The 24,411-nt window shown below is 61.8% G+C and carries 23 protein-coding genes, 1 tRNA gene and 1 riboswitch; of the genes, 17 read left to right on the top strand and 7 right to left on the bottom strand.

Annotated elements, in window-relative coordinates:
- Window positions 1-39: 39 nt before the first annotated feature.
- From NHF53_RS20665 to NHF53_RS20645, 5 genes are all read right to left on the bottom strand, one after another.
- Entirely contained in the window at window positions 40-3,153 is a 3,114-nt protein-coding gene (locus tag NHF53_RS20665; protein WP_252835835.1) for an efflux RND transporter permease subunit, read from the bottom strand.
- A gap of 44 nt (window positions 3,154-3,197) precedes the next feature.
- A complete protein-coding gene (locus tag NHF53_RS20660; protein WP_252835834.1) occupies window positions 3,198-4,403 on the bottom strand; it encodes an efflux RND transporter periplasmic adaptor subunit in 1,206 nt (401 codons plus the stop codon).
- A gap of 177 nt (window positions 4,404-4,580) precedes the next feature.
- Window positions 4,581-5,141 (bottom strand): TetR family transcriptional regulator, encoded by a 561-nt coding sequence (locus tag NHF53_RS20655; RefSeq protein WP_245415664.1) that lies wholly within the window; start codon window positions 5,139-5,141, stop codon window positions 4,581-4,583.
- Window positions 5,142-5,263: 122 nt separating this feature from the next.
- Window positions 5,264-6,214 (bottom strand): phosphoribosylaminoimidazolesuccinocarboxamide synthase, encoded by a 951-nt coding sequence (locus NHF53_RS20650; protein WP_252835833.1) that lies wholly within the window; start codon window positions 6,212-6,214, stop codon window positions 5,264-5,266.
- Between the two features lie 199 nt (window positions 6,215-6,413).
- Window positions 6,414-7,067, bottom strand: a complete 654-nt coding sequence (locus NHF53_RS20645) for an energy-coupling factor ABC transporter permease (protein ID WP_114364714.1) — start codon at window positions 7,065-7,067, stop codon at window positions 6,414-6,416.
- A 53-nt stretch (window positions 7,068-7,120) separates the two neighbouring features.
- Window positions 7,121-7,337: riboswitch (cobalamin riboswitch) on the bottom strand.
- Window positions 7,338-7,549: 212 nt separating this feature from the next.
- Here NHF53_RS20645 and NHF53_RS20640 point away from each other — a divergent pair.
- Window positions 7,550-7,765: a hypothetical protein gene (locus tag NHF53_RS20640; protein WP_114364713.1), complete on the top strand. Its 216-nt coding sequence runs from the start codon at window positions 7,550-7,552 to the stop codon at window positions 7,763-7,765.
- Between the two features lie 219 nt (window positions 7,766-7,984).
- Here NHF53_RS20640 and NHF53_RS20635 read toward each other — a convergent pair whose 3' ends face one another.
- On the bottom strand, window positions 7,985-8,878 hold the full coding sequence (locus NHF53_RS20635; RefSeq protein ID WP_252835832.1) for an AraC family transcriptional regulator: 894 nt from the start codon (window positions 8,876-8,878) through the stop codon (window positions 7,985-7,987).
- A gap of 216 nt (window positions 8,879-9,094) precedes the next feature.
- Between NHF53_RS20635 and NHF53_RS20630 the strand changes: the two genes are divergently transcribed.
- Together NHF53_RS20630 and NHF53_RS20625 are read left to right on the top strand one after the other, a co-directional pair.
- Complete coding sequence (locus tag NHF53_RS20630) at window positions 9,095-10,546, top strand: aldehyde dehydrogenase (protein ID WP_252835831.1); 1,452 nt, start codon at window positions 9,095-9,097, stop codon at window positions 10,544-10,546.
- A gap of 58 nt (window positions 10,547-10,604) precedes the next feature.
- Window positions 10,605-12,050, top strand: coding sequence for an aldehyde dehydrogenase (locus NHF53_RS20625; protein ID WP_252835830.1), 1,446 nt, complete (start codon window positions 10,605-10,607; stop codon window positions 12,048-12,050).
- A 422-nt stretch (window positions 12,051-12,472) separates the two neighbouring features.
- Here NHF53_RS20625 and NHF53_RS20620 read toward each other — a convergent pair.
- Window positions 12,473-12,562 (bottom strand) — tRNA-Ser (locus NHF53_RS20620).
- Between the two features lie 300 nt (window positions 12,563-12,862).
- On the opposite strand from NHF53_RS20620, the gene rplU reads away from it, so the two are divergent.
- The 14 genes from rplU to NHF53_RS20555 all read left to right on the top strand — a co-directional run bounded on the left by rplU (window position 12,863) and on the right by NHF53_RS20555 (window position 24,407).
- Window positions 12,863-13,177 carry a 50S ribosomal protein L21 gene (gene rplU, locus NHF53_RS20615; RefSeq protein ID WP_114362782.1) on the top strand — a complete coding sequence of 105 codons (315 nt, stop codon included), beginning with the start codon at window positions 12,863-12,865 and terminating at the stop codon, window positions 13,175-13,177.
- A 37-nt stretch (window positions 13,178-13,214) separates the two neighbouring features.
- Window positions 13,215-13,487, top strand: a complete 273-nt coding sequence (gene rpmA / locus NHF53_RS20610; protein WP_112690668.1) for a 50S ribosomal protein L27 — start codon at window positions 13,215-13,217, stop codon at window positions 13,485-13,487.
- A 141-nt stretch (window positions 13,488-13,628) separates the two neighbouring features.
- Window positions 13,629-14,264 (top strand): GNAT family N-acetyltransferase, encoded by a 636-nt coding sequence (locus NHF53_RS20605; RefSeq protein WP_114362781.1) that lies wholly within the window; start codon window positions 13,629-13,631, stop codon window positions 14,262-14,264.
- Window positions 14,261-14,839 carry a GNAT family N-acetyltransferase gene (locus NHF53_RS20600; RefSeq protein ID WP_252835829.1) on the top strand — a complete coding sequence of 193 codons (579 nt, stop codon included), beginning with the start codon at window positions 14,261-14,263 and terminating at the stop codon, window positions 14,837-14,839. The genes NHF53_RS20605 and NHF53_RS20600 overlap by 4 nt, the downstream gene beginning before the upstream one ends.
- Window positions 14,840-14,872: 33 nt before the next feature.
- Entirely contained in the window at window positions 14,873-14,995 is a 123-nt protein-coding gene (locus NHF53_RS24105; protein ID WP_256481284.1) for a hypothetical protein, read from the top strand.
- 72 nt (window positions 14,996-15,067) lie between these two features.
- On the top strand, window positions 15,068-16,135 hold the full coding sequence (gene obgE, locus NHF53_RS20595; protein ID WP_252835828.1) for a GTPase ObgE: 1,068 nt from the start codon (window positions 15,068-15,070) through the stop codon (window positions 16,133-16,135).
- A complete protein-coding gene (gene proB, locus NHF53_RS20590) occupies window positions 16,132-17,310 on the top strand; it encodes a glutamate 5-kinase (RefSeq protein ID WP_252835827.1) in 1,179 nt (392 codons plus the stop codon). The genes obgE and proB overlap by 4 nt, the downstream gene beginning before the upstream one ends.
- Window positions 17,303-18,586 (top strand): glutamate-5-semialdehyde dehydrogenase, encoded by a 1,284-nt coding sequence (locus NHF53_RS20585; protein ID WP_252835826.1) that lies wholly within the window; start codon window positions 17,303-17,305, stop codon window positions 18,584-18,586. Before proB ends, NHF53_RS20585 begins: the two co-directional genes overlap by 8 nt.
- Window positions 18,587-18,623: 37 nt before the next feature.
- Entirely contained in the window at window positions 18,624-19,211 is a 588-nt protein-coding gene (locus NHF53_RS20580) for a nicotinate-nucleotide adenylyltransferase (protein ID WP_252836026.1), read from the top strand.
- A gap of 105 nt (window positions 19,212-19,316) precedes the next feature.
- The gene (gene rsfS / locus NHF53_RS20575) at window positions 19,317-19,730 is read left to right on the top strand and encodes a ribosome silencing factor (protein WP_114362776.1); all 414 of its coding nucleotides are present in this window, start codon (window positions 19,317-19,319) and stop codon (window positions 19,728-19,730) included.
- Between the two features lie 96 nt (window positions 19,731-19,826).
- Window positions 19,827-20,309 carry a 23S rRNA (pseudouridine(1915)-N(3))-methyltransferase RlmH gene (gene rlmH / locus NHF53_RS20570; protein WP_114362775.1) on the top strand — a complete coding sequence of 161 codons (483 nt, stop codon included), beginning with the start codon at window positions 19,827-19,829 and terminating at the stop codon, window positions 20,307-20,309.
- Between the two features lie 124 nt (window positions 20,310-20,433).
- Entirely contained in the window at window positions 20,434-21,843 is a 1,410-nt protein-coding gene (locus NHF53_RS20565; RefSeq protein ID WP_252836025.1) for a peptidoglycan DD-metalloendopeptidase family protein, read from the top strand.
- Window positions 21,833-23,155, top strand: a complete 1,323-nt coding sequence (locus tag NHF53_RS20560; RefSeq protein WP_114362773.1) for a S41 family peptidase — start codon at window positions 21,833-21,835, stop codon at window positions 23,153-23,155. The genes NHF53_RS20565 and NHF53_RS20560 overlap by 11 nt, the downstream gene beginning before the upstream one ends.
- A 64-nt stretch (window positions 23,156-23,219) precedes the next feature.
- The gene (locus NHF53_RS20555; protein WP_252835825.1) at window positions 23,220-24,407 is read left to right on the top strand and encodes a divergent polysaccharide deacetylase family protein; all 1,188 of its coding nucleotides are present in this window, start codon (window positions 23,220-23,222) and stop codon (window positions 24,405-24,407) included.
- Window positions 24,408-24,411 lie beyond the last annotated feature (4 nt).

Here is a 24,411-nt window from a genome sequence, read left to right as displayed (position 1 = left end):
GGCCCCGGTGATTTGGGGAGATTAGCAACTCCGCGTCTCTCATGACAGGGCCTCTTGTCCTTTTGCACGGGTGACGAGCCGCCGGACGATGACGAAGAACGACGGCACGAAGAAGACGCCGAGCCCTGTTGCTGCGACCATGCCTCCGAGGACGCCGATACCGATCGCGTTCTGGGCCGCGGAACCGGCACCCGTCGCGACCGCCAGCGGAGCCACGCCGAGGATGAAGGCGAGCGAGGTCATGATGATCGGGCGCAGGCGGAGGCGGGCTGCCTCGAGCGTTGCGTCGATCAGCGAGATGCCGTGTGACTGCCGCTCTCTCGCAAACTCCACGATCAGGATGGCGTTCTTCGCGGCAAGGCCGATGGTCGTCAGCAGCCCCACCTTGAAGTAGACGTCGTTGGACTGGCCGAGGAAATGGGCCGCCGTCAACGCGCCGAGAACCCCGACCGGCACGGCCATGATGACCGAGAAGGGGATCGACCAGCTTTCGTAGAGTGCCGCAAGGCACAGGAAGACGATGAGGACCGCCAGCGCGTAAAGCAGCGGTGCCTGCGAGCCGGAGAGTCGTTCCTGGTAGGAGATTCCCGTCCAGGCCACCGTGTAGCCGCCGCCCATTTGCGAGACGATGCGCTCCACCTCGTTCATGGCATCGCCGGAGCTGACGCCGGGAGCCGAGGAGCCTTCCAGCGAGAAGGCGTTCACCGCGTTGAAGGCGGAGATGGAGGGCAGGCCGTTCACCCACTTCGCCGTGGTGAAGGACGAGAAAGGCACCATTTCACTGCTGGAATTGCGGGCATTCCAGTATTTCAGATCCTCAGCCTGCATGCGGAAGGGCGTATCGGCCTGGACATAGACCTTCTTGATCTTGTTGTTCAGCGTGAAGTCGTTCACACGGCTGCCGGCGAAGATCGTCGTCAGCATCGTATTGACGTCCGAAATGCTCAAGCCCATGGCGCTCAGCTTTTCCTGGTCGAGATCGAGCTTGACCTGGCTTTCCTCGTCGCGGTCATTGGCACGCATAGCCACGACCTTGCCGCTGCTATTGGCCGCCTGCATCAGTTGCTTCGAAGCGTTGACTAGGGCATCGCTGCCATGGTTGCCGTTATCCACCAGATACATGGAGAAGCCGCTGGAATTGCCCATGCCCTGGATGGCGGGTGGCAGAATCGGGAAGACCTGCGCCTCGCGGATAGAGAAGAAATAGCCCATGGCGCGCTGCACGACGGCGCCCGCCGCCATGCTCGGATCCTTGCGCAGGTCGAAATCCTTCAGTCTGGCGAAGACCAGGGCATAGCTCTGCCCACTGCCAGCGAAGCTGAAGCCGTTGACCGCAAAGACGCTGTCGATGACGTCCTTCTCCTTGTCGAGATAATAGTTCTCTACCTTTTCGATGACCTTGGCCGTCTGTGCACTGGTGGAGCCGTTGGGAAGCTGGATGATGGTCATCAGCACGCCCTGGTCCTCCTGCGGCAGGAAGGAACTCGGCAGGCGCGTGAAGAGCCACGCGCAGCCGCCGATCACGATGGCGAAGGCCACGAGAACCCGCGCCGAGCGTTTCAGCAGATAGCCAATGCTCGAGACATAGCCGCGTGTGGTGCGGTCGAAGTTCCGGTTGAACCAGGCGGCGGGGCCGCGCTGCTTCTTCGAGTGGTCGATCGGCTTCAGCATGGTGGCGCAGAGCGCAGGCGTGAGCACGATCGCGACGAGCGCCGAAAGCAGCATCGCCGAGACGATGGTCACGGAGAACTGCCGGTAGATGATCCCGGTGGACCCTCCGAAGAAGGCCATCGGGATGAACACGGCGGTGAGGACAAGGGCGATACCGACGATGGCGCCGGTGATTTCACCCATCGACTTCTCTGTCGCCTCAAGCGGCGAGAGACCTTCTTCCGACATGATGCGCTCGACGTTCTCGACGACGACGATCGCGTCATCCACGAGAAGGCCGATCGCCAGCACCATCGCGAACATCGTGAGCGTGTTGATCGAGTAGCCGGTCAGGGCCAGGATTCCGAAGGTTCCCAGCAGCACGACGGGCACCGCGATCATCGGAATGAATGTCGCACGCAGGTTCTGCAGGAAGATCAGCAGCACGAAGAAGACAAGGATGATCGCTTCGATCAGTGTGTGGACCACCTTCTCGATCGACAGCGAAACGAAGGGCGTCGTGTCGTAAGGATAGATGATCTCGACGTTCTGTGGCAACGACGGTGCGATCTGCGCCAGCTTGTCCTTGACAAGAGCGGCCGTGTCGAGCGCATTTGCTCCGGTTGCCAGGTTCACGGCGAAACCGGAGGCGGGTTGCCGATTGGAACGGGAGGTCGAGGAATAGGTTTCAAGGCCGATTTCGACGCGCGCCACGTCGCTGAGCCGAACATTAGCACCACTGGTGTCGACCTTGAGAATGATGCGCTCGAAATCGGACACAGTGTTGAGCTGACTCTGGGCCGTCATGGTGACATTGATCTGTTGGCCTTCCACCGAGGGCAGCCCGCCGACCGAACCTACCGACACCTGTGTGTTCTGCGCTTCGATGGCCGAGGTCACGTCGGCAGCCGTCAACTGGAACTTCTTCAACTTGAAGGGGTCGAGCCAGATGCGCATGGCGTAGGCTGAACCGAAGGAATTGATGCTGCCGACGCCTTCCAGACGCTTGACCTGATCTTCAATCTGGCTGGCGAAGATATCGCCCAGATCGGCGGAGGAGCGCTTGCCATCCGTGGAGACCAACGCCCCGACCAGCAGAATGCTCGACGTGGACTTGGTCACTTCAATGCCGAGATTTTGCACAACCGACGGCAATTGGGAGGTGACAAGCTGAAGCTTGTTCTGCACCTGGACCTGAGCAATGTCGGGATCGACGCTGTTATCGAAGGTCAGCGTGATGCTGGAGGAGCCGGTCGTCGATGACGATGTCATGTAGGTGAGGCCGTCCAGCCCCGTCATGCCGTCCTCGATGACCTGCGTGACGGTTTTGCGAACGGTATCGGCGCTGGCGCCGGTATAGGTCGCGCTGATGCGTACTGTCGGCGGCGCGATTTCGGGATATTGCGAAATCGACAGCGTGTTGATCGCCAGCGTGCCGCCCAGCATGATGATGATGGCGATGACCCATGCGAAGATCGGTCGCCGTATGAAGAATTTAGCCATGGTCTAGTTCCTGATCACGATGTTGCCGAGCATGTCCTTGGACATCATGATTTCGGCGCCGGAGCGGGTTGATTGCCCGGCTTTTCGATGACAAAGCCCTTTTCATCGACCTCAGCGGGGATGGGGGTGACCGTTGCATTGTCGGCGATCCACTGGAAGCCATCGACGATCAGCTTGTCGCCGTCGCTCACCCCTTCCGTGACGAGCCAGCCGTTGCCGGAGAGCTGGCTGTTCCTGAAAGTGCGGGTTTCGACCTTATTCTCCGCCGTTACGAATTTCGCGGTCAGTTCGCCGTTGGCGTTGCGGCCCGCTGCCCGCTGCGGAATGAGATAGCCTGCGTCCTTGCCGACCGTGATGGTGGCGCGCACATACATGCCCGGCAGGATCAGGTTGTCAGAATTGTCGAAGAGTGTGCGGATGGTGAAGGTGCCCGTGGTCGTGCTCACCGCCATTTCCGACATGTCCAGCTTGCCTACATGCGGATAGTCGGAGCCGTCCTCCATCGTCAGCCGGATATCGGTGGTCTCGCTGTCGTCATTTCGCTCCAGCTTGCCGGCCTCGATGGCCGCCCGCAACCTCAAGAGGTTTACGCTCGACTCGTTCAGCTGGATATAGATCGGATTGATCTGTCGAAGCGTCATCAGGGAGTCAGTCTGACTTGCCGTGACAACGTTGCCGATCGAGAAATTCGTGGCGGAGGTCACGCCGTCGAAGGGCGCACGGATCTCCGTGAGACCAAGACTGATCTGCGCGGTCTGCAGGGTGGCGCGGGCTTCCGCCACCGAGGCCTTCGCCTGCAGCAGCGTGGTGCGCGCGTCTTCGTATTCCTTCTGCGTGGCACCCGTATTTGCAAGGCGCTCGTAACGCTGCAGGTTGGCTTCCGCCGCGGGCACGCTGACTTCCGACTTTTCCAGCGCGGCCTGGGCTTCGGCGACCGACGCCAAATAGGTGTCGTCCTCGATCTTGTAGAGCAGATCACCTGCCTTGACGAAGCTGCCTTCCTTGATGGCGATCTGCTTGATCACGCCGCCGACCCGCGGGCGGATTTCAGCCGTCTGGAAGGCCTCAGCCCTGCCCGAAAGCACGGTGGTGAGCGGTTGCTCGGATTTTTTGAGGGTCACGACGCTGACCGGGGAGGGCGGACGCGCTGCGCCCGCGCCAGCTCCGGCCTTTTGATCACCGGAATCGTTGCAGCTCGCCAGTGCGGCGGCGAGCAGGAAAAGAGAAGGCAGCAGAAAACGTCTGGTCATCGTTTCTTTCCGAAAAGAGGCGAGCACGGGAGGGCCGGCAGGGCCGACAAAAATTAGCAAGCGTCAGTTTTTCGTGGGCCGCGTTCATCCCGGACAAGGGATGGTGACGGCATAATTCCGCGTCGTCCTCTCGTCACTGGACGGGAGGCGATGCAAAGTGACGTAAGAAGAGTATCGTCACTTTGCAAGCGGATTTTGCAGTGCGGTATCGATCAGAGCCACAACTTCACGGCAACGTGTTGCCAATATGTCGGCCTTTTCCCTGGCGATCAACACCGGATGGAGCACACAGGCCAATGCCATTGCCGCGACTTCGGCGGTCTTGCGGCTGTCCTTCACGTGGTAGACGCCGCTTTCGACGCCCGCGTCGATGATCCGGGTGATGTCGTCGATCAGCATTTCGCGGTATTGCTCGGCGCAGGCCAGTTCCTGGCCGGCGGAAAAGACGATCATCTCGAAGATGTGCGGGCTCTTCTGGAGATCCTGCAGATGGCTTTCCATCAACTGCTCGACGAAGAGGAGAAGGCGCTCCGGGGGCGCCTTGCGGTCGTCCGGCCGTGCGAGCCGTTCGATCATGGCTTCGAGGTGGCGCACGGAAATGGCGTCGACGAGGTCAACTTTCGAATGGAAATGCTTGAACACATTGGCCGGCGACATGCCGAGCGCAGCGGCGACGTCTGCCACCGCAACGTTCGTGAAGCCCTTGGTCCGGAACAGTTCCTCGGCCGTGTTGAGGATGTCCTCGCGCGTCTCCGCGGCCGGGCGACGGGGCTTGCGCTGGCCCCGCGCGGTGCGCGTGCCGGCCCGTACGTTGCTCGCCGGGAGCCCTTCCTCTTTCGGCGCGATCGCCAACGCTTCACTCAGCTCCTTGGAAAGTAGCGATCGAGATTTGCGCGAACCCTCGCCAGCGGCGTTTCACCGCTGTCGTCCGGCACGAACGTCTCGCCGGTAATTGCCTCATACGCCTTTATATAGACCTTTGAGGTGTCCTCGACCAGTTTCGCCGGAATTTCCGGAATGTCGTCCTTGTAAGGATCGCACCGTTCGGCGACCCACGAGCGGACGAAGTCCTTGTCGAAGCTCACCGGACGTTCGCCCTTCTCGAAGTGTTCGGGATAACTGTCGGCGATCCAGTAGCGGCTGCTGTCCGGTGTATGGATCTCGTCGGCGAGGATGATGGTGCCGTCCTTGTCGGTGCCGAACTCGTACTTGGTGTCGACGAGGATGAGTCCGCGTTCCGCGGCGAGCGTCTGGCCGCGGGCGAAGAGCGCCAGCGCATAGTCCGAAAGCGTGTCCCACTGCTTCTGCGTCAGCAGTCCCGTCGAGACGATCTGCTCCGGCGTCAGCGGCTCGTCGTGGCCGCCGTCGAAAGCCTTGCTCGTCGGGGTGATGATCGCCTGCGGCAGGACTTGGTTGTCGCGCATGCCGTCCGGCAGCCGGATTCCATACATCTCCCGCTGGCCGGCCTTGTAGAGCGTCAGGATGGAGGTGCCCGTCGTGCCTGCAAGATATCCGCGCACGACGATCTCGACGGGAAGGATGTCGAGTTTCTTGCCGACGACGACGTTCGGGTCGGGGTAGTCCAGCACGTGGTTCGGACAGATATCCTTCGTCTGCTCGAACCAGTAGCGGGCCGTCTGGGTCAGCACCTGGCCCTTGTAGGGAATGCAGGTGAGAATGCGGTCGAAGGCGCTCAGCCGGTCGGTCGAGATGATGATGCGCCGGCCGTCCGGAAGATCGTAGTTTTCGCGAACCTTGCCACGATAGTAGTTCGGCAGTTCGGGGAAATAGGCTTCGGAGAGAATGCGCAATGGCCTCGCCCTTCTGATGTCATGGAACGGACGCCGGTCGTCCTCGCCGGACCCTTAGTTTACCGCCGGGTTTTGTCAAGCGAGGCCTTCGGCGGAAGGAGAGCCAAGGCGCTTTGACCGCTCCTTATCAAAAGAAAAGGCGCATGGTGGTCGCCATGCGCTTTCCGGTTCTTGCAGCAGGCAGAAGCGCCTGGCGGTATCAGGCGAAGGTCAGGCGTCCGACCTCGGTCATGCGGGAGACGAGCCCATTGGCGCGGAAGCCCTTGATCACGGACACGGCGGTGAAGGTGATGAAGGCTTCGACCAGGAAGACCGGGAAATAGGCTGCGACCCAGGCGGCCCAGTCGGTGAAGGCGACCGCGTCGTTGGAGATCATCAGCCAGAAGCCGACCATCGCCGACACGCCGGCGTAATAGACGGCGTCGATGCGCAGGACCTTGCCGAGGTTGAAACGGTCCCGCAGTTTGGCGTCGAAAAGCCGGCGGCCGAAGCTGTAGTGGACCGCGATCATCGGCACCATCAGCGAGAGGGCGTTGACGCCGAGATGCGGGATGTCGCCGGGCTCGAACAGGAAAGCCTGCAGGACGAGGCCGAGCGCGAAGCCGAGCATGGCCGGTGCGAACCCGAAGAGCATGTAAATGGTCGTCGCGCCGATGAGGTGCAGTTCGGACGGGCCGACCGGCAGATGCCAGGCTTGCATCAGCGCGGAAAACACCACGGCCGAAACGAGGGTCTTCGGCACGGCCAGCGGGTTGCGCACGACGGCCGGCAGCTGGGACGCGACGACGCTGAGGGCGGCTGCGTTCGCAAGCGCGATACGAACAGGATCGATAATTCCAACTTCAATATGCATTCTATTGCCTTTCCTCCGCGCCCACCGCGCGGAATTGCTTGAGACGCCACGAAAATCGTGGCCGAGGCGATGGCAGGTCTCCTGGCTCGCGGGTCTCGGCTCGGTCCGCCTTATCAACCGTTTCCGGCCAATGGCATGCTGGACGTCGCTCTCCGCTCACAGTTGCGGGGGCAGCTACGGTCTCGGCCCCTGATGGGTAATCCTCACCGTATTCCCTTTTCATCCACCACTTCGTTTTCGTCGGGTGGAACCATCGCTGGTTTTGAATTCGCCTGCCGTCCGGTTCGCGACGTGGAATGGACCGTTCCGGTCGTGACCACGGGCTTTTTCAGTGCAGGTCGATTGGTGATAGCCGATGACGCGGGTGTGCGCAATCGGTCGGAAGCGGCGACAGGCCAAAATGCCGCATTGCGGCGGCTCTCGACGGCGTCTACGGGTTGACGAAAATCAAGGCTGCCGCCCGTGGAGAAAGGAAATCCGATATGCTCGCAAGAATGGTCTACAGTGTACCTGTTTTCGGATGGATGCTCAGAGAAGCCCTCACCGGGCCGACCACTGCCAAGCTTCTCTTCATTCTCAACCTGGTCCTGGTCTGGATTCTTGCGATCGGCTATTTCGGCTATCCGGCCATCATCCTGCCGGCTCTGACGGCCGTACCGGTGATCTTCACGACGCTGATCGTGATCACCAAGGGCTGACGCCACCTCGCTTGTCTCGTCTGGAGTGCGGCCGGGGGAGGTTTCCCCGGCTGCTCCCCGTCAGGCGAGTGTGTCCTGCGTCTTCATCACGGTGAAGAATACGGCGGCGATCGCCGCGCTCGGCTACCATCGGGGAAAGGGCAGACTGTCAGGCCTGAGGTTAGATGGCAGGCCTGATATATCTGTTTGTCGCCGTGATCCGATCGTGCGCCGGATCGATCACGGCCAGTCGGCGTAGCTCGCTGGCGCTTCCTGTCCCGTCCTGTCGCCGATCGAGGTGAAGCTTTGGCGATAGGCGGCGGGGGACAGGCCGGTCTTTCGTTTGAAAAAGTGACTGAAGTAGGTCGGGTCGCGAAAGCCCAGGCTTTCGGCGATCCCATGGATGCTCCGCGGCGAGCGTTCGAGCTTGATCTTTGCCTCGCGGATCGTGCGCTCGTGGACAAGCTCGATCGGTGTCCTGCCGAGAGCCTTGCTGCAAAGCGAATGCAACCGATCCGCGGTAATGCCGAGTTGCTCGGCGTAGAAGCCGATTGGCCTCTGTTCTTCGAAGTGACTTTCGACGAGGTGCCTAAAACGCTGGAGAATGTCGCCGGTCTTCGCCGGCCTGGTGAAAGGCAGGTCACCCGCGCCGGTGAGACGCCAGACCCTCAACAGGAGAAGCTGCAGAAAGGCGCAGGAGGCCATTATGGACGGGTGTTCCCGCTCGAGTTCATCGGAAAGGCCCCGAAGCAGCGGAACGAGAGCCTCGACCTCCGCGCGTTCGATGTCCTGCCGGATGATCTCCTGCGACAGCAGAAGTCTGAGGCCGTGGCCTTCGGGCTGATCTTCGACCACCTCCGCCAGAAGCATGCTTGAAAGACCGAGAATGTGACCCGTACTGCCCGCGTCGATGACCAGGGACAGGTCGTCGCAGGGCGGCAGGATCGCCACGACGGGACCGGCGAGAACCTCGTCGCGCGCCGGCGAGCGCAGTCTGACTTGTCCGCCAGAAAGAACGAGCACGTGCGCGAAATGTTCGTAAGGTGGTGCGGTGATGCGCATCGATCGTCGCGCCAAGGCCGGAGAAAGCGGATTGCAGCGCAGTTTGCGGTGAATGGCGTGTCTGTCGGTCATCGGAGCCCCGGCTTTCCGTCCCTCCGCCTTTCGATGACAGATCGCCGGAAAATCACATGTCACTGCCAGAAAATCGCATTCTCAACACCGAGGTCAACCCCTAAGCTCGCAAAATGCCTTTGGGAGGAGGCTTGGCGGGCATGCCAGCGCATTCGCTGGCTTGCGCCCGGATTCCCCTGAAGAACCGTTTTTGAACCCGGGTCCGAGGGGGCCGAAATGTTCCAGGCAAGGCTGATGATCGGCAGTGCCGACGAGGATGCCGCCGGCGGGGCGACCTTCCTCCGGCGCAATCCGGTGACCGGAGACATCGTGACCGTCGGTGCGGCGGCCTCGACCGCAGATGCCGAACGTGCGGCGAATGTGGCGGCGGCGGCCTTTCCCGCCTGGTCCGCGACCGGCCCCGGCGAACGCCGCGCGCTTCTCGAACGTGCCGCAAACATATTGAGCGCGCGGGCGGACGATTTTGCGGCGGCGATGACGGCGGAGACCGGAGCCACCCGCAGTTGGTGCGATTTCAATCTCTCGCTCGGCGCCGAGATCATCCGCGACGCGGCCTCGATGACCACGGCCGTAAGCGGGGCTGTGTTACCCTCCGCCGTAGCGGAACGGTTGTCGCTCGCCGTCCGGCAACCTGCCGGCGTCTGCCTTGCGATTGCGCCGTGGAATGCGCCGGTAACCCTCGGCTTCCGGGCAATAGCCATGCCGCTCGCCTGCGGCAATACGGTCGTGCTCAAGGCATCCGAACTCTGTCCGCGAACCCATTGGCTGATCGGCGACGTCATGCGGGATGCCGGATTCCCGCCGGGCGTGGTGAATGTCGTCAGCAATGATCCAGCCGATGCGGCGATGATCGTCGAGACGCTGATCGCCCATCCCGCCGTTCGCCGCGTCAACTTTACCGGCTCGACCCGCATCGGCCGCGTGGTGGGGCAGGTCGCGGCCAGGCACCTGAAGCCTTGCCTTCTCGAGCTCGGCGGCAAGGCGCCGATGCTGGTGTTGGAGGATGCCGATCTCGAGCATGCCGCGGATGCGGCGGCCTTCGGAGCCTTCTTCAACCAGGGACAGATCTGCATGGCGACCGAGCGCATCATCCTGCTCGACGCGATCGCCGAGGATTTCCTCTCGCTCTTTGCCACGCGGGCAGCGCGTCTGAAGGCAGGTGACCCGCTACGGGCGGGTATGCCGCTCGGCTCGATGATCAGCGCGGAGGCCGTGAGGCGGGTCCGGGCATTGGCGGAGGACGCGGTTTCGAAGGGCGCACGTCTTCTCGTGGGTGGAACGAGCCACGACAGCTTCATGGACGCCACCGTGCTTGATGGCGTGACGCCGGCGATGCGCCTTTATGGCGACGAGAGTTTCGGGCCGGTCGTCGCCGTCATCCGCGCTGCAGACGTCGACGAGGCCGTCACGATCGCCAACGACACCCAGTACGGGCTCTCGGCGTCCGTCTTCGGGCGGGACGTCGGACGGGCGATGGAGGTCGCACGACGGATCGAATCCGGCATCTGCCACATCAACGGCGCGACGGTTTCCGACGAACCGCAGGCACCCTTCGGAGGTGTGAAGGCAAGTGGCCATGGCCGCTTCGGCGGCATGCAGGCGGTAGATGCGTTCACCGAACTGCGCTGGATCACCGTCAATGGCCGCCGCGAGACCTACCCGATATGACGGCGCGCTGCACACGCCACCCTGTTTCACCAGTGATCTTGAGAGGAGACGATCGACCATGAGAATACAGCAGATCATCAACGGCAAATCTGTCGACGCAGTGACCGGAGCCACCTTCGAACGCCGTGATCCATTCACCGGTGAAGTCGCCTCGGTCGCGCCCGCCTCCGGCCTCGACGATGTCAGGGCGGCGGTTGCGGCAGCGTCTGCCGCTTTTCCGGCGTGGTCGAAGCTCGGTCCAGGGGCGCGGCGGGCTCTGCTCATGAAAGCGGCCGATGCGATGGACGCCAGGGCGCCGGACTTTATCTCACTATTGACGGCCGAAACCGGCGGCACGGCACCCTGGGCCGGCTTCAACGTCATGCTGGCGGCGAGCATGCTGCGCGAAGCAGCTGCCATGACCACCCAGATTTCCGGTGAGATCATTCCGTCCGACAAGCCGGGAACGCTCGCGATGGCGATCCGCCAGCCGGTCGGGGTCTGCCTCGGCATCGCACCGTGGAATGCGCCGGTCATTCTCGGCACGCGCGCGATCGCGATGGCGCTCGCCTGCGGCAACACCGTCATCCTCAAGGCGTCGGAACTCTGCCCCGGGCTGCATGTGCTGATCGGCCAGGTGTTCATCGATGCCGGCTTCCCGGAAGGGGTGGTCAACGTCGTCACCAACGCGCCGGAGGACGCAGCCGAAATCGTCGAAGCGCTGATCGCAGCACCCGAGGTCAAGCGGGTGAACTTCACCGGCTCGACGCGCGTCGGGCGCATCATCGGCGAGCTCTGCGGGCGGCATCTCAAGCCCGCGCTGCTCGAGCTCGGCGGCAAGGCGCCGCTCATCGTGCTCGACGACGCCGACGTCGACGGGGCGGTGAACGCCGCAGTCTTCGGTGCCTTCATGAACCAGGGCCAGATTTGCATGTCGACGGAACGTTTCATCGTCGACGAAAAGATCGCCGACGAATTCGTGGAGAAGCTCGCCGCACGCGCGGGCGGGCTGCCGGCGGGCGACCCGCGCGGCCACGTGGTACTCGGTTCGCTGGTGAGCCCCGAGGCGGCCGCGAAGATGGAAGCCCTCGTTGCCGACGCCGTCGAGAAGGGCGGGAAGGTTGCCGCCGGCGGGAAGCGGCAGGGGTCGGTGGTCGAGGCCACGGTCATCGACGGGGTTCATCCCGGCATGCGGGTCTATGCCGAGGAATCCTTCGGTCCCGTGAAACCGGTGATCCGTGTGTCGGGAGATGAAGAGGCGATCCGCATCGCCAACGACACGGAATACGGCCTGTCTTCCGCAGTCTTCAGCCGCGACATCCAGCGTGCTCTAAAGGTCGCCGAGCAGCTTGAGACCGGGATTTGCCACGTCAACGGACCGACGCTTGCCGACGAGGCGCAGATGCCGTTCGGCGGTGTGAAGGGCAGCGGCTACGGCCGGTTCGGCGGCAAGGCGGCGATCAACGAGTTCACGACGCTGCGTTGGGTGACCGTCGAGGATGCCGGCCAGCACTACCCGTTCTGAGGCTTTCGGTGGGGAGGGAAGGGGCGCGTTGGCGTTCCTTCTCTCGAATTTGGACCTTGAATTCGGCGACGACGCTCACCAAGTCTACAGACGGATCGCGCGCTCGTTACATGAGCGAGGGTCTGGGCGACCTTCTTCCGCCGAATTCCTGACGATTTCGAATAAATCGTTGATGATCAATCGGTTACAAGAAAATGTCAGTTTTCTGACAAAAGGTTGTTGACTTGTTTGAGGGGGTAGGATTATACATCCGCTCACTGACGAGGGCGGCGGCGCTGCTGGCGACGATGTCCTTCGTTCTAGAGAAATCTCTGGGAGCAGAGGACTTTGCAAACCATCGACAACCCGTTCGGCACGAGGTTGTCACCCATGTCTTAGGTACACGATGTTACCTATGTCTTCGGTATGGACAGGATTCCTAATGGCGGAGAGGGTGGGATTCGAACCCACGATACGGTTGCCCGTATGCCGCATTTCGAGTGCGGTGCTTTCGACCACTCAGCCACCTCTCCGGTCACATTGGTCGGCGCGATTTGTGCGCGGGCTGTCTCATAGCGGCGAAAGTCCGGGCTGACAAGGGTGAATATCAAATCGCCCAAAGCTTTTGTCTTGACAGTTTTTTGCGCCTCACGTATGCGGGCGGTGAATTAGGCATGGGCTAACTGTGTCTTGATTTCTCTCGCCCTACGGGCAGGGTTTCGCCGGCAGGCATGAAAGGTTCTTCCGGAACCGAACAGGCCCGCTCCATCCGACTGGCAAAAAGACGGCCGTCCCGCAAGGGCAGAGCCGGAACGAACATGAAAGGACAAAAAATGTTCGCAGTCATCAAGACCGGCGGTAAGCAGTACCGCGTTGCAGCCAATGACGTGCTGACCATCGAAAAGCTGGAAGCCGCCGCTGGCGACAAGATCGAATTCACCGAAGTCCTCGTGATCGGCGAAGGCGCCGATGCCAAGATCGGCGCTCCCTTCGTGAAGGGCGCCAGCGTCAAGGCCGAAGTCGTCGAGCATAACCGTGGCAAGAAGGTCATCGCCTTCAAGAAGCGCCGCCGCCAGAACTCCAAGCGTTCGCGCGGCCATCGCCAGCACCACACGGTCGTCCGCATCACGGACATCGTCGCGGCTTAACGGTTCACGGGTACTTAAGGTTTAAAGGAGAAGTCCAATGGCACACAAAAAAGCTGGCGGTTCCTCGCGCAACGGTCGCGATTCTGAATCCAAGCGCCTTGGCGTGAAGAAGTTCGGCGGCGAAGTCGTCATTCCGGGCAACATTATCGTTCGTCAGCGTGGCACGCAGTGGCATCCCGGCGCCAACGTCGGCATGGGCAAGGACCACACCCTCTTTGCACTCGCCGCCGGTAATGTCGCCTACCGTACGAAGGCCAATGGCCGCGTGTACGTGTCGGTCATGCCGAAAACGGCAGAAGCAGCGGAATAAGCCGGTAACGCTCTAAAACAGCCGGCGTCGCATCGACCCGGCTGGACGTAACAGGTTCAGAAAAAGCCAAAAAGGGGAGATGGGGCGCCACCCAACTCCCCTTTTCTTTTGCGCTTTTTAAACTCCAAGGAGGACTGAACCATGCAAAGTGAGCTGTTACGGGACGACCAGTGCCGGTCGCCCAAGGACCGGCTGAGACCGGATCGGTTAAGGAGCGATTGCCCCGTCCTGTTGTCGCAGAGGCTCGTCATGCGCGCGCCCCACGAAGAAGACATCGACGCCCTTTCCCATCTCGCCAACAACGCCGCCGTCGCGACCATGGTGTCGCGTATGCCCCATCCATACACGGCAAAAGACGCCGCCGACTTCGTGCGACGCTCCAATCTCGGCGAGATCGGCAAGTGCGTCTATGCGATTACGAAAACGGAAAACGGCACGTTCCTGGGCTGCTGCGGGCTGGAGCCACATCAGAACGATCCCGAGACGCTCGAGATCGGCTACTGGCTCGGCCAGCCTTACTGGAACCAGGGCTACGCAACCGAGGCGGCACATGCGCTCATCGATATGGCCTTCCGTACCCGGGAGATCCGCTTCATAGACGCCCGCTGCCGTGTAACCAACATCGGCTCCCGGCGCGTGATCCAGAAATGCGGCTTCCAGTTTCAGGGTTCGGGAATGGTTGGAAGTCTGGCGCTCGGCGGCATGGTACCGGTCGAGTGGTACCGGCTGGATCGCAAGACCTGGATGTCTCTGAAGAGCTGGGGGGAAATGCGATGAACGCGCTGCTCCCCAGAGAAACGTCCTCGCTTCCCGGCCCCTGCCCTGTCGTTCGGACCGGACGGTTGGTGCTGCGCCCGCACAAGATGAGCGATGCCCCCGCGATTGCCGAATCCCTTGGCGATTTTCAGGTCGCACGCATGCTGGCGCGGGTCCCCGTACCGTTCGACCTGCAGGACGCCACCGACTGGCTGAACCACACCAGAGCCGTTGCGACACCCGACTGGTCATTCGCCGTCACCACGGGCGATGATGTCCATATCGGAACGGTTGCCATTGAACTCCGAAATGGGCGGTGGCATCTCGGCTACTGGCTGAACCGCTATTTCTGGGGAAGAGGCATCATGAGCGAGGCGGTTGCGGCCGGGATTGACCGCTTCTATCGGCGCATGCCCGAGGCGATCATCCATTCCGGTGCGTTCGCGGACAATACGGCATCGCTCAAGATTCAGGAAAAGCTCGGCTTCTCGATCATGCGCTGTGACGACCTCTATAGCCGCGCACGGGGAGCGATGGCACCGCATATCGAAACCAGGCTTATCCCGCCGAGTTTCCGTCGCCCGGCATGCTTGTAAGCTGGCGGGCCGAAGCCCTTGCCGGACGGCCGCATGCCGTCCGGCGACATCGAGCTGAAGCAAAAAGCGATCTTCCTTTCCGGTAGGATCGAATTTGGTGCCAACGACGATGCCAAACTGAATGTTGTAAGTCGCGAAGTTCGCGATACTCTTTGACCTTCGGGCAAACGGCCTATATCGATGGCCCGCAAAATCCGCCCATTCCGACAGTTGAGCCATGGCAGTGCGATGAAATTTCTCGACGAAGCAAAAGTCTACATTCGATCCGGTGACGGCGGCGCCGGCAGCGTTTCCTTCCGGCGTGAGAAGTTCATCGAATTCGGCGGTCCGGACGGCGGCGACGGCGGGCGTGGCGGCGACGTCTGGGTGGAGGCGGTGAACGGTCTCAACACGCTGATCGATTTCCGCTTCCAGCAGCATTTCAAGGCGAAGACGGGGCAGCACGGAATGGGCCGCAACCGGACCGGAGCCAACGGCGGTGACGTTACCCTGAAGGTGCCGGTCGGAACGCAGATCTTCGAGGAAGACAACGAGACGCTGATCGTCGACATGGTGCGCGAAGGTCAACGCTTCCGGCTGGCTGCCGGCGGCAATGGCGGCTTCGGCAACGCGCATTTCAAGTCGTCGACCAACCAGGCACCGAACTGGGCCAATCCGGGCCTCGAGGGTGAAGAAAAGACGATATGGCTGCGGTTGAAGCTCATTGCCGACGTCGGTCTCGTGGGATTGCCGAACGCCGGCAAGTCCACATTCCTGGCAACCTGCACCCGCGCGCGCCCGAAAATCGCCAACTATCCCTTCACGACACTTCATCCGAACCTCGGTGTGGCCACCGTCGACGGCCGGGAATTCGTTCTCGCCGACATTCCGGGCCTGATCGAGGGCGCGCATGAGGGCGTCGGCATCGGCGACCGTTTCCTCGGTCATGTGGAACGTACCCGCGTGCTGCTGCACCTTGTGTCCGCTCAGGAGGAGAACGTCGGCAAGGCCTACAAAACGGTGAAGCACGAGCTCGAAGCCTATGGCGGCGGCCTCGTCGAGAAACCGGAGATCGTCGCACTTTCGCAGATCGACGTGCTCGACGAGGCGGAGCTGAAGAAGAAGGCGGCGGCACTCAAACGCGCCTCGGGCAAGACACCATTGCTGCTTTCGGCCGTGACCGGCAAGGGGATGACCGAAGCGCTGCGAGCGCTCAGGGACGTCGTCACCGAAGGCGGCGACGTGGAAACCGAAATCCCCGAACGCCCTCAGAAGAAGCGCAAGCACGACGCGGCAACCGAGGACGAAGAGCAATGACCGTCCACGAGCGATCACTTTCGCATTATCGGCGTGTCGTCATCAAGATCGGCTCGGCCTTGCTCGTCGATCGCAAGAGCGGTCTCAAATCCCCATGGCTGGACGCGATTTGCCAGGACATCGCCGACCTGAAGGCGAAGGGAGTGGACGTACTCGTCGTCTCTTCCGGCGCCATCGCGCTCGGCCGGACCGTTCTCGATCTGCCGTCCGGCGCATTGAAGCTCGAGGAGAGCCAGGCAGCCGCGGCCGTGGGACAGATTTCTCTCGCACGCGCCTGGTCTGAGAGCCTGTCGCACTTCTCGATCGTAGCCGGTCAGATCCTGCTGACGCTCGGCGACACAGAGGAGCGACGGCGCTATCTCAACGCCCGCGCGACGATCAATCAACTCCTGAAGATCGGCGCAGTCCCGATCATCAACGAGAACGATACCGTTGCGACCACCGAAATCCGCTATGGCGACAATGATCGGCTGGCCGCACGCGTCGCCACGATGGCAGGCGCCGATCTCCTGATCCTGCTCTCCGACATCGACGGCCTATACACGGCACCACCGCATCTGGACGCGAATGCTCGCTTTCTCGAGGCGGTTGCGGAGATCACTCCGGAAATCGAGGCGATGGCCGGTGGGGCTGCCTCCGAACTCTCACGCGGCGGCATGCGCACGAAGATCGACGCCGGCAAGATCGCCACGGCTGCTGGCTGCGCGATGATCATCGCATCCGGCAAGACCGACAATCCGATCCGCGCGATCGTCGAGGGTGCACGTCATTCCTGGTTCGCCCCCTCACGAGCACCGGTGACGGCGCGCAAGACCTGGATCGCCGGACATCTTCAAGCTGCGGGCGAGCTGCACGTCGATGCGGGCGCGCAGACGGCGCTTCGCGCCGGCAAGAGCCTTCTCCCCGCAGGCGTGCGAAAGGTCGTCGGCCAGTTCAGCCGTGGCGATACGGTGAGCGTTATCGGAGAACAGGGTCGGGAGATCGCTCGCGGACTGGTTTCCTACGACGCCGACGAAGCGCGCAGGATCACCGGACGAAAATCCGGCGAGATCGAAGCGATTCTCGGCTATGCCGGTCGCGCCGCCATGATTCACCGGGACGACCTGGTGATCACCGGCGTGACGCGCAAGAAGGTCGAAGGATCCATGGAGAACAAGGATAAGGCCAATGCTTGAAGCCGTCGCCACCTCTGGGGATGTTCAAGCGCTGATGCTCGATATCGGCGCGCGGGCGAAAGCCGCGGCGCGGCCACTTGCGATCGCGACGACAGAACAGAAGAACCGCGCACTGCACGCCATGGCGCAGGCAATCGTCGAAGGCACGCAGACGATTCTCGCCGCCAACGCCATCGATGTCGAGAACGGCATAGCCTCGGGCCTGACAGGTTCCTTCATGGATCGCCTGACACTTGATTCCAGCCGGGTCGCAGCGATCGCCCAAGGCATCCGCGAAATCGCAGCGCTCAAGGACCCGGTGGGCGAGGTCATCGCCGGGTGGGATCGTCCCAACGGTCTTCATATCGAACGCGTACGGACACCTCTCGGCGTGATTGGTGTGATTTACGAAAGCCGCCCGAACGTTACGGCCGATGCCGGAGCGCTCTGCCTCAAGGCCGGCAATGCCGTAATCCTCAGGGGTGGCTCCGATTCGGCCCACTCGTCGCGAGCCATCCATGCCTGCCTCGCTGCTGGCCTCCGCTCGGCGGGTCTTCCGGAAGATGCGATCCAGCTGGTACCGGTCACCGATCGTGCGGCAGTCGGCGCCATGCTCACAGGTCTCGGCGGCTCTATCGACGTCATCGTTCCGCGAGGCGGCAAGAGCCTCGTGGCACGTGTCCAGTCGGAAGCCCGCGTGCCCGTTTTCGCGCACCTGGAAGGCCTCTGCCATGTCTACGTCGATCGCTCCGCCGATCTGGAGATGGCCAAGAAGGTCGTGCTCAACTCGAAGATGCGGCGCACCGGTATCTGCGGCGCGGCGGAAACCCTTCTGATCGACCGAGCTGCCGCCGGCACCCACCTTGTGCCCATTCTGCAAGCGCTGGCGCAGGCGGGCTGCGAACTTCGCGCCTCGCCGGATGTACAGGCGGTCTTCCCCGAAGCCGAGCCTGCTACGGAAGAGGACTGGCGGACGGAATACCTCGACGCTGTGATCGCTGTCACGCTTGTCGACGGTGTGGACGGAGCTATCGATCATATTGCGAGATATTCTTCCAACCACACGGAAGCCATCCTCGCCGAAGATCCGGCGGCAGTTGAGCGGTTCTTCAACGAAGTTGATTCGGCTATCCTCTTGCATAATGCCTCTACCCAGTTCGCCGATGGCGGCGAATTCGGCATGGGAGCGGAGATCGGGATCGCCACGGGCAAGATGCATGCTCGCGGGCCGGTCGGCGTGGAACAGCTGACGTCGTTCAAGTACCGGGTGCACGGCAACGGACAGGTCAGGCCCTGACGTGGGGGACGAAACGATCGCCCATCGATACCGCTTCATGCCGCATGTCGAGCGCGGCATGATCGTCGGCCTGTTTGGCGGATCCTTCAATCCTCCGCACGAAGGCCATGTCCTGGTGGCAGAGATTGCACTTCGACGTCTAGGTCTCGATCAGCTCTGGTGGATCGTCACTCCAGGCAATCCTTTGAAAAGTCACGTAGAACTTGCCCCCCTCACACGCAGGCTGGAACTCTGCGAGGCGCTTGTCCACGATTCCCGCATCAAGGTCACGGCTTTCGAACAGGCGCTCGGCACGACCTACACGGCCGAAACGCTGGCCTTCGTGAAGCGGCACAATCCGCATGCTCATTTCGTCTGGATAATGGGCGCCGACAATCTCAAGAGCTTTCATCACTGGCAACATTGGCGCCGGATCGCCACCACCTTTCCGATCGCCGTCATCGACCGGCCCGGGTCAACCCTTTCCCACCTGTCCTCGAAGATGGCCCGCACTTATGCTCGTAGCCGCATCGACGAGGACGATGCGGCCGTGCTCTGGCAGAAGAGGCCACCTGCCTGGACGTTCATCCACGGGCCACGTTCATCCCTCAGCTCTACGGCATTGCGGGAAACCGCCAAGGGCTAGGATTTGCGCCGCAACCCTTGAAAGATTGCCGATTTGATGCCACCTTTTGAGTGCATCCGCTGAGTCTGGCGGACACCGTGCTGTTCTTCAAGGAAAGGAAAGACTCTGACAACAGTACACACCAAGGGACGCACGCCGGTCGTCGTCCCACAAAGCGCGGAACGTGGCGCCTATGCCGCAGCCCGGGCTCTTGAGCTGGTCCTCACAAGCCTCGAGGACTCGAAAGCAGAAGATATCGTCACCATCAACATTGCCGGAAAATCGGCGCTCGGCGATTACATGGTGGTCGCCTCAGGGCGATCGACCCGACACGTCGTAGCGATCTGCGAACACCTCATTTCCGACCTCAAGGATGAAGGATTGGGAAGCCCGCGGGTCGAGGGGCTCGACGCGGGTGACTGGGTGCTCATAGACACCGGTGACGTCATCGTGCACGTCTTTCGTCCTGAAATCCGTGAGTTCTACAACATCGAAAAGATGTGGGCGGCTCCGGAGATCGAGGAAGGCAAGCTGCACTGATAGGCGGATAGCGCCGGCGTCCGCCGTATCGGCAAGAGTGGCAACGGCCAACGTTGCCACCAATGGTCTTTGTGACCGATCAATGGAATAGAGACCATGCGCATTGGCATCTTTGCCGTCGGACGGTTGAAAGCCGGCCCTGAAAAGGAACTTGCTTCCCGTTATCTTGAGCGCTTCGCCAAGGCAGGTCCTGCAACCGGGCTTGAGTTCACCCGCACCACCGAGATTGCAGAAAGCCGCGCGACGAACGCCGCGACGCGCAAGCGCGAGGAGGCCGTGGAGCTCGGCAAGGCGCTGCCTGCGGGCTCGGTGCTGATCGTTCTCGATGAACACGGCAAGGCACTCGACAGCGAGCAGTTCGCAGACTTGCTGGGTAGCTATAGAGATCGTGGGCAGAGGGACATGGCGATCCTGATCGGCGGAGCCGATGGCGTCGACCATGATCTTCGCGACAAGGCTCATACCGTGCTCAATCTCGGCCGCATGACGTGGCCTCATCAGCTCGTTCGCATCCTGATCGCCGAGCAGCTCTACCGCGCTGTCACGATTCTCTCCGGGCATCCCTACCACCGAGCCTGACGAGCCGACCGGAGGGGCGGTAAACGGCCCGCAGTTGCGCCTTTGCGCATCGAGGCAAATCAGCATATTTTCCGGGCAACACCGGGACAGCGATTTGCAGGACAATAAACCCCACTCGACGTTCATACATCCGGCTGGAAGGCGGCATACGCATCTTCCGGCATGTGTCGTTGTGTTGGTTCTTGCCCTGAGCCCTTTTCACGGCGGCGGCCTTGTATGCGCGCAGGAGACAGATGCCCGCCCCGCTTCGGCCCCCTCCGAAAATGCTTCGGAATCGCCCCCCGATCTTGTCCTGCGCCAGAAGCGCGATGAGGTCAGTCGGGAGTTGCGCGACCTATCCCGGACCATCCATCTTTCGGAAGAGAAAGCTGCCGAACTTGAAGCCGACATCGCCGCGCTCAAGAAGGATGCAGTGGACTTGCGATCAGCGTTGATCGAATCCGCGGAGCGCCGCAAGGATCTGGAAAAGAAGATCAACGAGAGTGAGGCGAAACTCGCCGGGTTCGGCGTTCGGGAAGACGAAATTCGTCGCTCGTTTCGCGAGCGGCGCGCGGTCCTCGCCGAAGTTCTTGCGGCTCTGCAACGAATGGGGCGGAATCCGCCCCCCGCGCTGCTCGTCAGTCCCGAGGATGCCCTTGCCTCGGTACGAACCGCGATCCTCCTGGGCGCTGTCGTTCCGGGCATCCGCAAGGAAACGGAGGAACTGGCGGCGGATCTGCAGGAACTGGCAGATCTCAGAACAAAGATCGGCACGGAAAAGGAAGCGCTGGTTACCACCATGGCCAGCCGGCAGGAGGAGGAACGCCGGATGGACCTGCTCCTGATCGCGAACGAACGGCTTTCGCGCTCCCGAGCAGACGAACTGGCGACGGAACGCCAACGTTCCGAACAATTGGCTGAGAAGACCTCCAATCTCGAACAACTCATCGCCTCGCTCGAGGGCGAGATCACCTCCGTCCGCGAGGCCGCCGAGAAGGCTAGACAGGAGGAGGAACGTCGCCGCCTACAAACGGAAGAACAGCGACAAAGAGCGAGAGAGCTCGCCGAAAGCCTGCCTGACAAAAACCGTATTGCCCCGGCATATCCCTTCTCCGAACTGAAGAGCAAACTCGAGCTGCCGGCGGCGGGTGAAGTCCTGCGCCGTTTCGGGGATCCGGACGGGACCGGCCACTCGGCGATGGGCATGACGATCGCCGCAGCCCCGGGATCGCTGGTGACCGCGCCATCGGATGGCTGGGTCGTGTTTGCCGGCGAGTTCAGGAGCTACGGGCAGATGATCATCCTGAATACGGGCGACGGCTATCACGTCGTCCTGTCCGGGATGGACGAGGTCAGTACCAGTCAAGGCAAGTTCGTCCTCTCCGGCGAACCCATCGGAACGATGGGCGAGAAGAGACTGGCGAGCGCCACGGCATTGACGCTGGAAACCGATCGCCCGACGCTTTACATTGAATTCAGGAAAGACGGAAAACCTGTTGATTCCCGTCCCTGGTGGACTGGTCAGGACTCTGGAAAGGCACAGAATGGTACGTAGGGTTTCACTTCTTCTCGTCGGCGCGTTGATGGGCGCGACGGCGATGGGCGTCATTTATTCGGCCGGTGTTCCCGCGCAGGCCGCCGGGCCCTCCACCTACAAGGAACTGGCGATTTTCGGCGACGTCTTCGAGCGCGTCCGCGCGCAATACGTGACGCCGCCGGATGAAGAGAAGCTGGTCGAAAACGCCATTAACGGCATGCTGAGCTCGCTGGACCCGCATTCGAGTTACATGAATGCCAAGGACGCGGCCGACATGCAGACCCAGACGAAGGGCGAGTTCGGCGGTATCGGCATCGAAGTCACCATGGAAGATGAGCTCGTCAAGGTCATCACGCCGATCGACGATACGCCGGGTGCACGTGCCGGCATTCTGGCCGGCGATTTTATCTCCGAAATCAACGGCGAACCGGTGCGTGGTTTGAAGCTCGAGGAAGCCGTCGAAAAGATGCGGGGGGCGGTCAATACGCCGATCAAGCTGACGATCTTGCGCAAGGGTGCGGACAAGCCTCTCGAGTTCAACATCGTTCGCGAGGTCATCGCGGTCAAGGCCGTCAAGTCGCGTGTCGAGGGAGACGTCGGCTATCTTCGGGTGATCTCTTTCACGGAGAAGACCTATGACGACCTCGAGGCGGCTATCACGAAGATCAAGAAGGAAGTTCCGGCCGACAAGCTGAAGGGCTATGTTCTGGACCTTCGGCTGAATCCGGGCGGCCTTCTGGATCAGGCGATCTACGTCTCCGACGCATTCCTTGAAAAGGGTGAGGTGGTCTCGACCCGCAGCCGCAATGCGGACGACACGCGCCGCTTCAATGCGAGTGCGGGCGACCTCACCGACGGCAAGCCGGTCATCGTTCTCGTGAACGGCGGCTCCGCATCAGCATCGGAGATCGTGGCTGGCGCGCTGCAAGATCTGAAGCGCGCTACCGTTCTCGGAACCCGCTCGTTCGGCAAGGGCTCCGTGCAGACGATCATTCCGATGGGCGAAAAGGGAGCCCTGCGCCTGACGACTGCGCTCTATTACACCCCGTCGGGTAAATCGATCCAGGGCACCGGCATCGAACCCGATATCAAGGTCGAACAGCCCCTGCCGGAAGATCTGAAGGGACGCGTTCGGGCGGAAGGCGAATCGGCCCTGCCTGGACATATCCAGGGACAAAACGAGACGGACGAAGGCTCCGGCTCCTTCGCCTATGTGCCGCCGGAAGCGAAAGACGACGTTCAGCTGAACTATGCTCTGGATCTGCTGCGCGGCAAGAAGACGGACCCGTCCTTCCCGGCCGATCCCGAAAAGGCGGTCGTTGCCAAGTAAATGAACGGGCGCCGGGGTCTTCCGGCGCCCGTTTTGTTGCCGCTTGAGGGGACGGAAGAAGGCATTGGGGGCTGACCTGCACAAGCCGCTGGGACAGGGCGAACGGCGCCGTCCTCGCAGGATCATGCATATTTCGTGGCGCGCGGCTGCGAGCCTCGCAGCCGTGACGGTCGTTTTTGGTCTCTCTCTGTTCTCGGCCCTGACTCCGCTCCCCTTGCATGGGTTGCCGCCGAACCAGCAGCCGGCCCAATCGTCCGATCTCGATACGAAGAACGAAGCCGCATCGCAGGTATCATCGGCCGCTGGGATGAGCGCGACGCGACCGGCCGCGGGCGCCAACGTCGAACGGACGGTGACCGACAACGGAACGGTTGTTACAAAATACAGCCCGAAGGCACGCGGCGGCAGCGGACCGCTGTTGATCGATACCCCCCGCGTCGGACAAGATCCGCGCATGGCGGCGACGCCGAACGAGCTCCTTCTCGAGGACAGTCCCCAGGGCAGGCTGCCAACGGTCGGGCCCGACGGGCTGCGGCCGGTCGACCAGTATGCTCGGCCATGGTCCGGAGCCAGGGGCACGCGGATCGCGATTGTCGTCGGAGGTCTGGGCCTCAGCCAGACGGGCACACAGCGGGCTATTCGTGAGCTTCCGGGGGAGATTACGCTGGCATTTGCGGCGACGGGTAACAGTCTCCAGCGATGGATGCAGGAGGCACGGCGGGACGGTCACGAGATTCTGCTGCAGGTTCCGCTCGAGCCCTTCGATTACCCGAGCAACGACCCCGGACCCGGCACACTTTTGACGACGGCAAAACCGGCGGCCAACATGGCCTATCTTCACGAGGCAATGGCGAGCATCACAAACTACACGGGGATTATGAATTATTTGGGTGGCAAGTTCCTTGCGGACGCCAATTCGCTCGAACCCGTGATGCGTGACATCGGCAAGCGTGGCTTGCTGTTCTTCGACGACGGATCATCCGCTCGCTCGCTGAGCGGTCAGATAGCAAAGGCAATCGGAATGCCTCAGGCTTTCGCCGATGCGCAGATCGATGGACAACTCGATCAGCAGGCTATCCTGCGCCGTCTGGATGAACTGGAGCGCATTGCGCTGCGGAAGGGAAGTGCAATCGGCGTCGGCTCGGCCTTCGACGAAACAATTGACGCTGTTCGCCAATGGAGCGAAGAAGCATCGCGACGCGGCGTCGAGATCGTTGCGATCTCGGCGCTGGCGGAAGACATCCAGCCATGAAGGA

The organism is Ciceribacter sp. RN22 (assembly GCF_024054295.1).
GTDB classification, from domain to species: domain Bacteria; phylum Pseudomonadota; class Alphaproteobacteria; order Rhizobiales; family Rhizobiaceae; genus Allorhizobium; species Allorhizobium lividum.
Note: the sequence above shows the minus strand (reverse complement) of the source record. Positions and strands in the feature narration are given on the sequence as shown.

Bases quoted from the DNA above. Each gene is read 5' to 3' on its own strand.
- NHF53_RS20665 (WP_252835835.1), bottom strand. From the start codon at position 3,153: ATGGCTAAATTCTTCATACGGCGACCGATCTTCGCATGGGTCATCGCC.
- NHF53_RS20660 (WP_252835834.1), bottom strand. From the start codon at position 4,403: ATGACCAGACGTTTTCTGCTGCCTTCTCTTTTCCTGCTCGCCGCCGCA.
- NHF53_RS20645 (WP_114364714.1), bottom strand. From the start codon at position 7,067: ATGCATATTGAAGTTGGAATTATCGATCCTGTTCGTATCGCGCTTGCG.
- NHF53_RS20640 (WP_114364713.1), top strand. From the start codon at position 7,550: ATGCTCGCAAGAATGGTCTACAGTGTACCTGTTTTCGGATGGATGCTC.
- NHF53_RS20635 (WP_252835832.1), bottom strand. From the start codon at position 8,878: ATGACCGACAGACACGCCATTCACCGCAAACTGCGCTGCAATCCGCTT.
- NHF53_RS20630 (WP_252835831.1), top strand. From the start codon at position 9,095: ATGTTCCAGGCAAGGCTGATGATCGGCAGTGCCGACGAGGATGCCGCC.
- NHF53_RS20625 (WP_252835830.1), top strand. From the start codon at position 10,605: ATGAGAATACAGCAGATCATCAACGGCAAATCTGTCGACGCAGTGACC.
- rplU (WP_114362782.1), top strand. From the start codon at position 12,863: ATGTTCGCAGTCATCAAGACCGGCGGTAAGCAGTACCGCGTTGCAGCC.
- rpmA (WP_112690668.1), top strand. From the start codon at position 13,215: ATGGCACACAAAAAAGCTGGCGGTTCCTCGCGCAACGGTCGCGATTCT.
- NHF53_RS20605 (WP_114362781.1), top strand. From the start codon at position 13,629: ATGCAAAGTGAGCTGTTACGGGACGACCAGTGCCGGTCGCCCAAGGAC.
- NHF53_RS20600 (WP_252835829.1), top strand. From the start codon at position 14,261: ATGAACGCGCTGCTCCCCAGAGAAACGTCCTCGCTTCCCGGCCCCTGC.
- NHF53_RS24105 (WP_256481284.1), top strand. From the start codon at position 14,873: ATGCCGTCCGGCGACATCGAGCTGAAGCAAAAAGCGATCTTCCTTTCC.
- obgE (WP_252835828.1), top strand. From the start codon at position 15,068: ATGAAATTTCTCGACGAAGCAAAAGTCTACATTCGATCCGGTGACGGC.
- proB (WP_252835827.1), top strand. From the start codon at position 16,132: ATGACCGTCCACGAGCGATCACTTTCGCATTATCGGCGTGTCGTCATC.
- NHF53_RS20585 (WP_252835826.1), top strand. From the start codon at position 17,303: ATGCTTGAAGCCGTCGCCACCTCTGGGGATGTTCAAGCGCTGATGCTC.
- NHF53_RS20580 (WP_252836026.1), top strand. From the start codon at position 18,624: ATGCCGCATGTCGAGCGCGGCATGATCGTCGGCCTGTTTGGCGGATCC.
- rlmH (WP_114362775.1), top strand. From the start codon at position 19,827: ATGCGCATTGGCATCTTTGCCGTCGGACGGTTGAAAGCCGGCCCTGAA.
- NHF53_RS20560 (WP_114362773.1), top strand. From the start codon at position 21,833: ATGGTACGTAGGGTTTCACTTCTTCTCGTCGGCGCGTTGATGGGCGCG.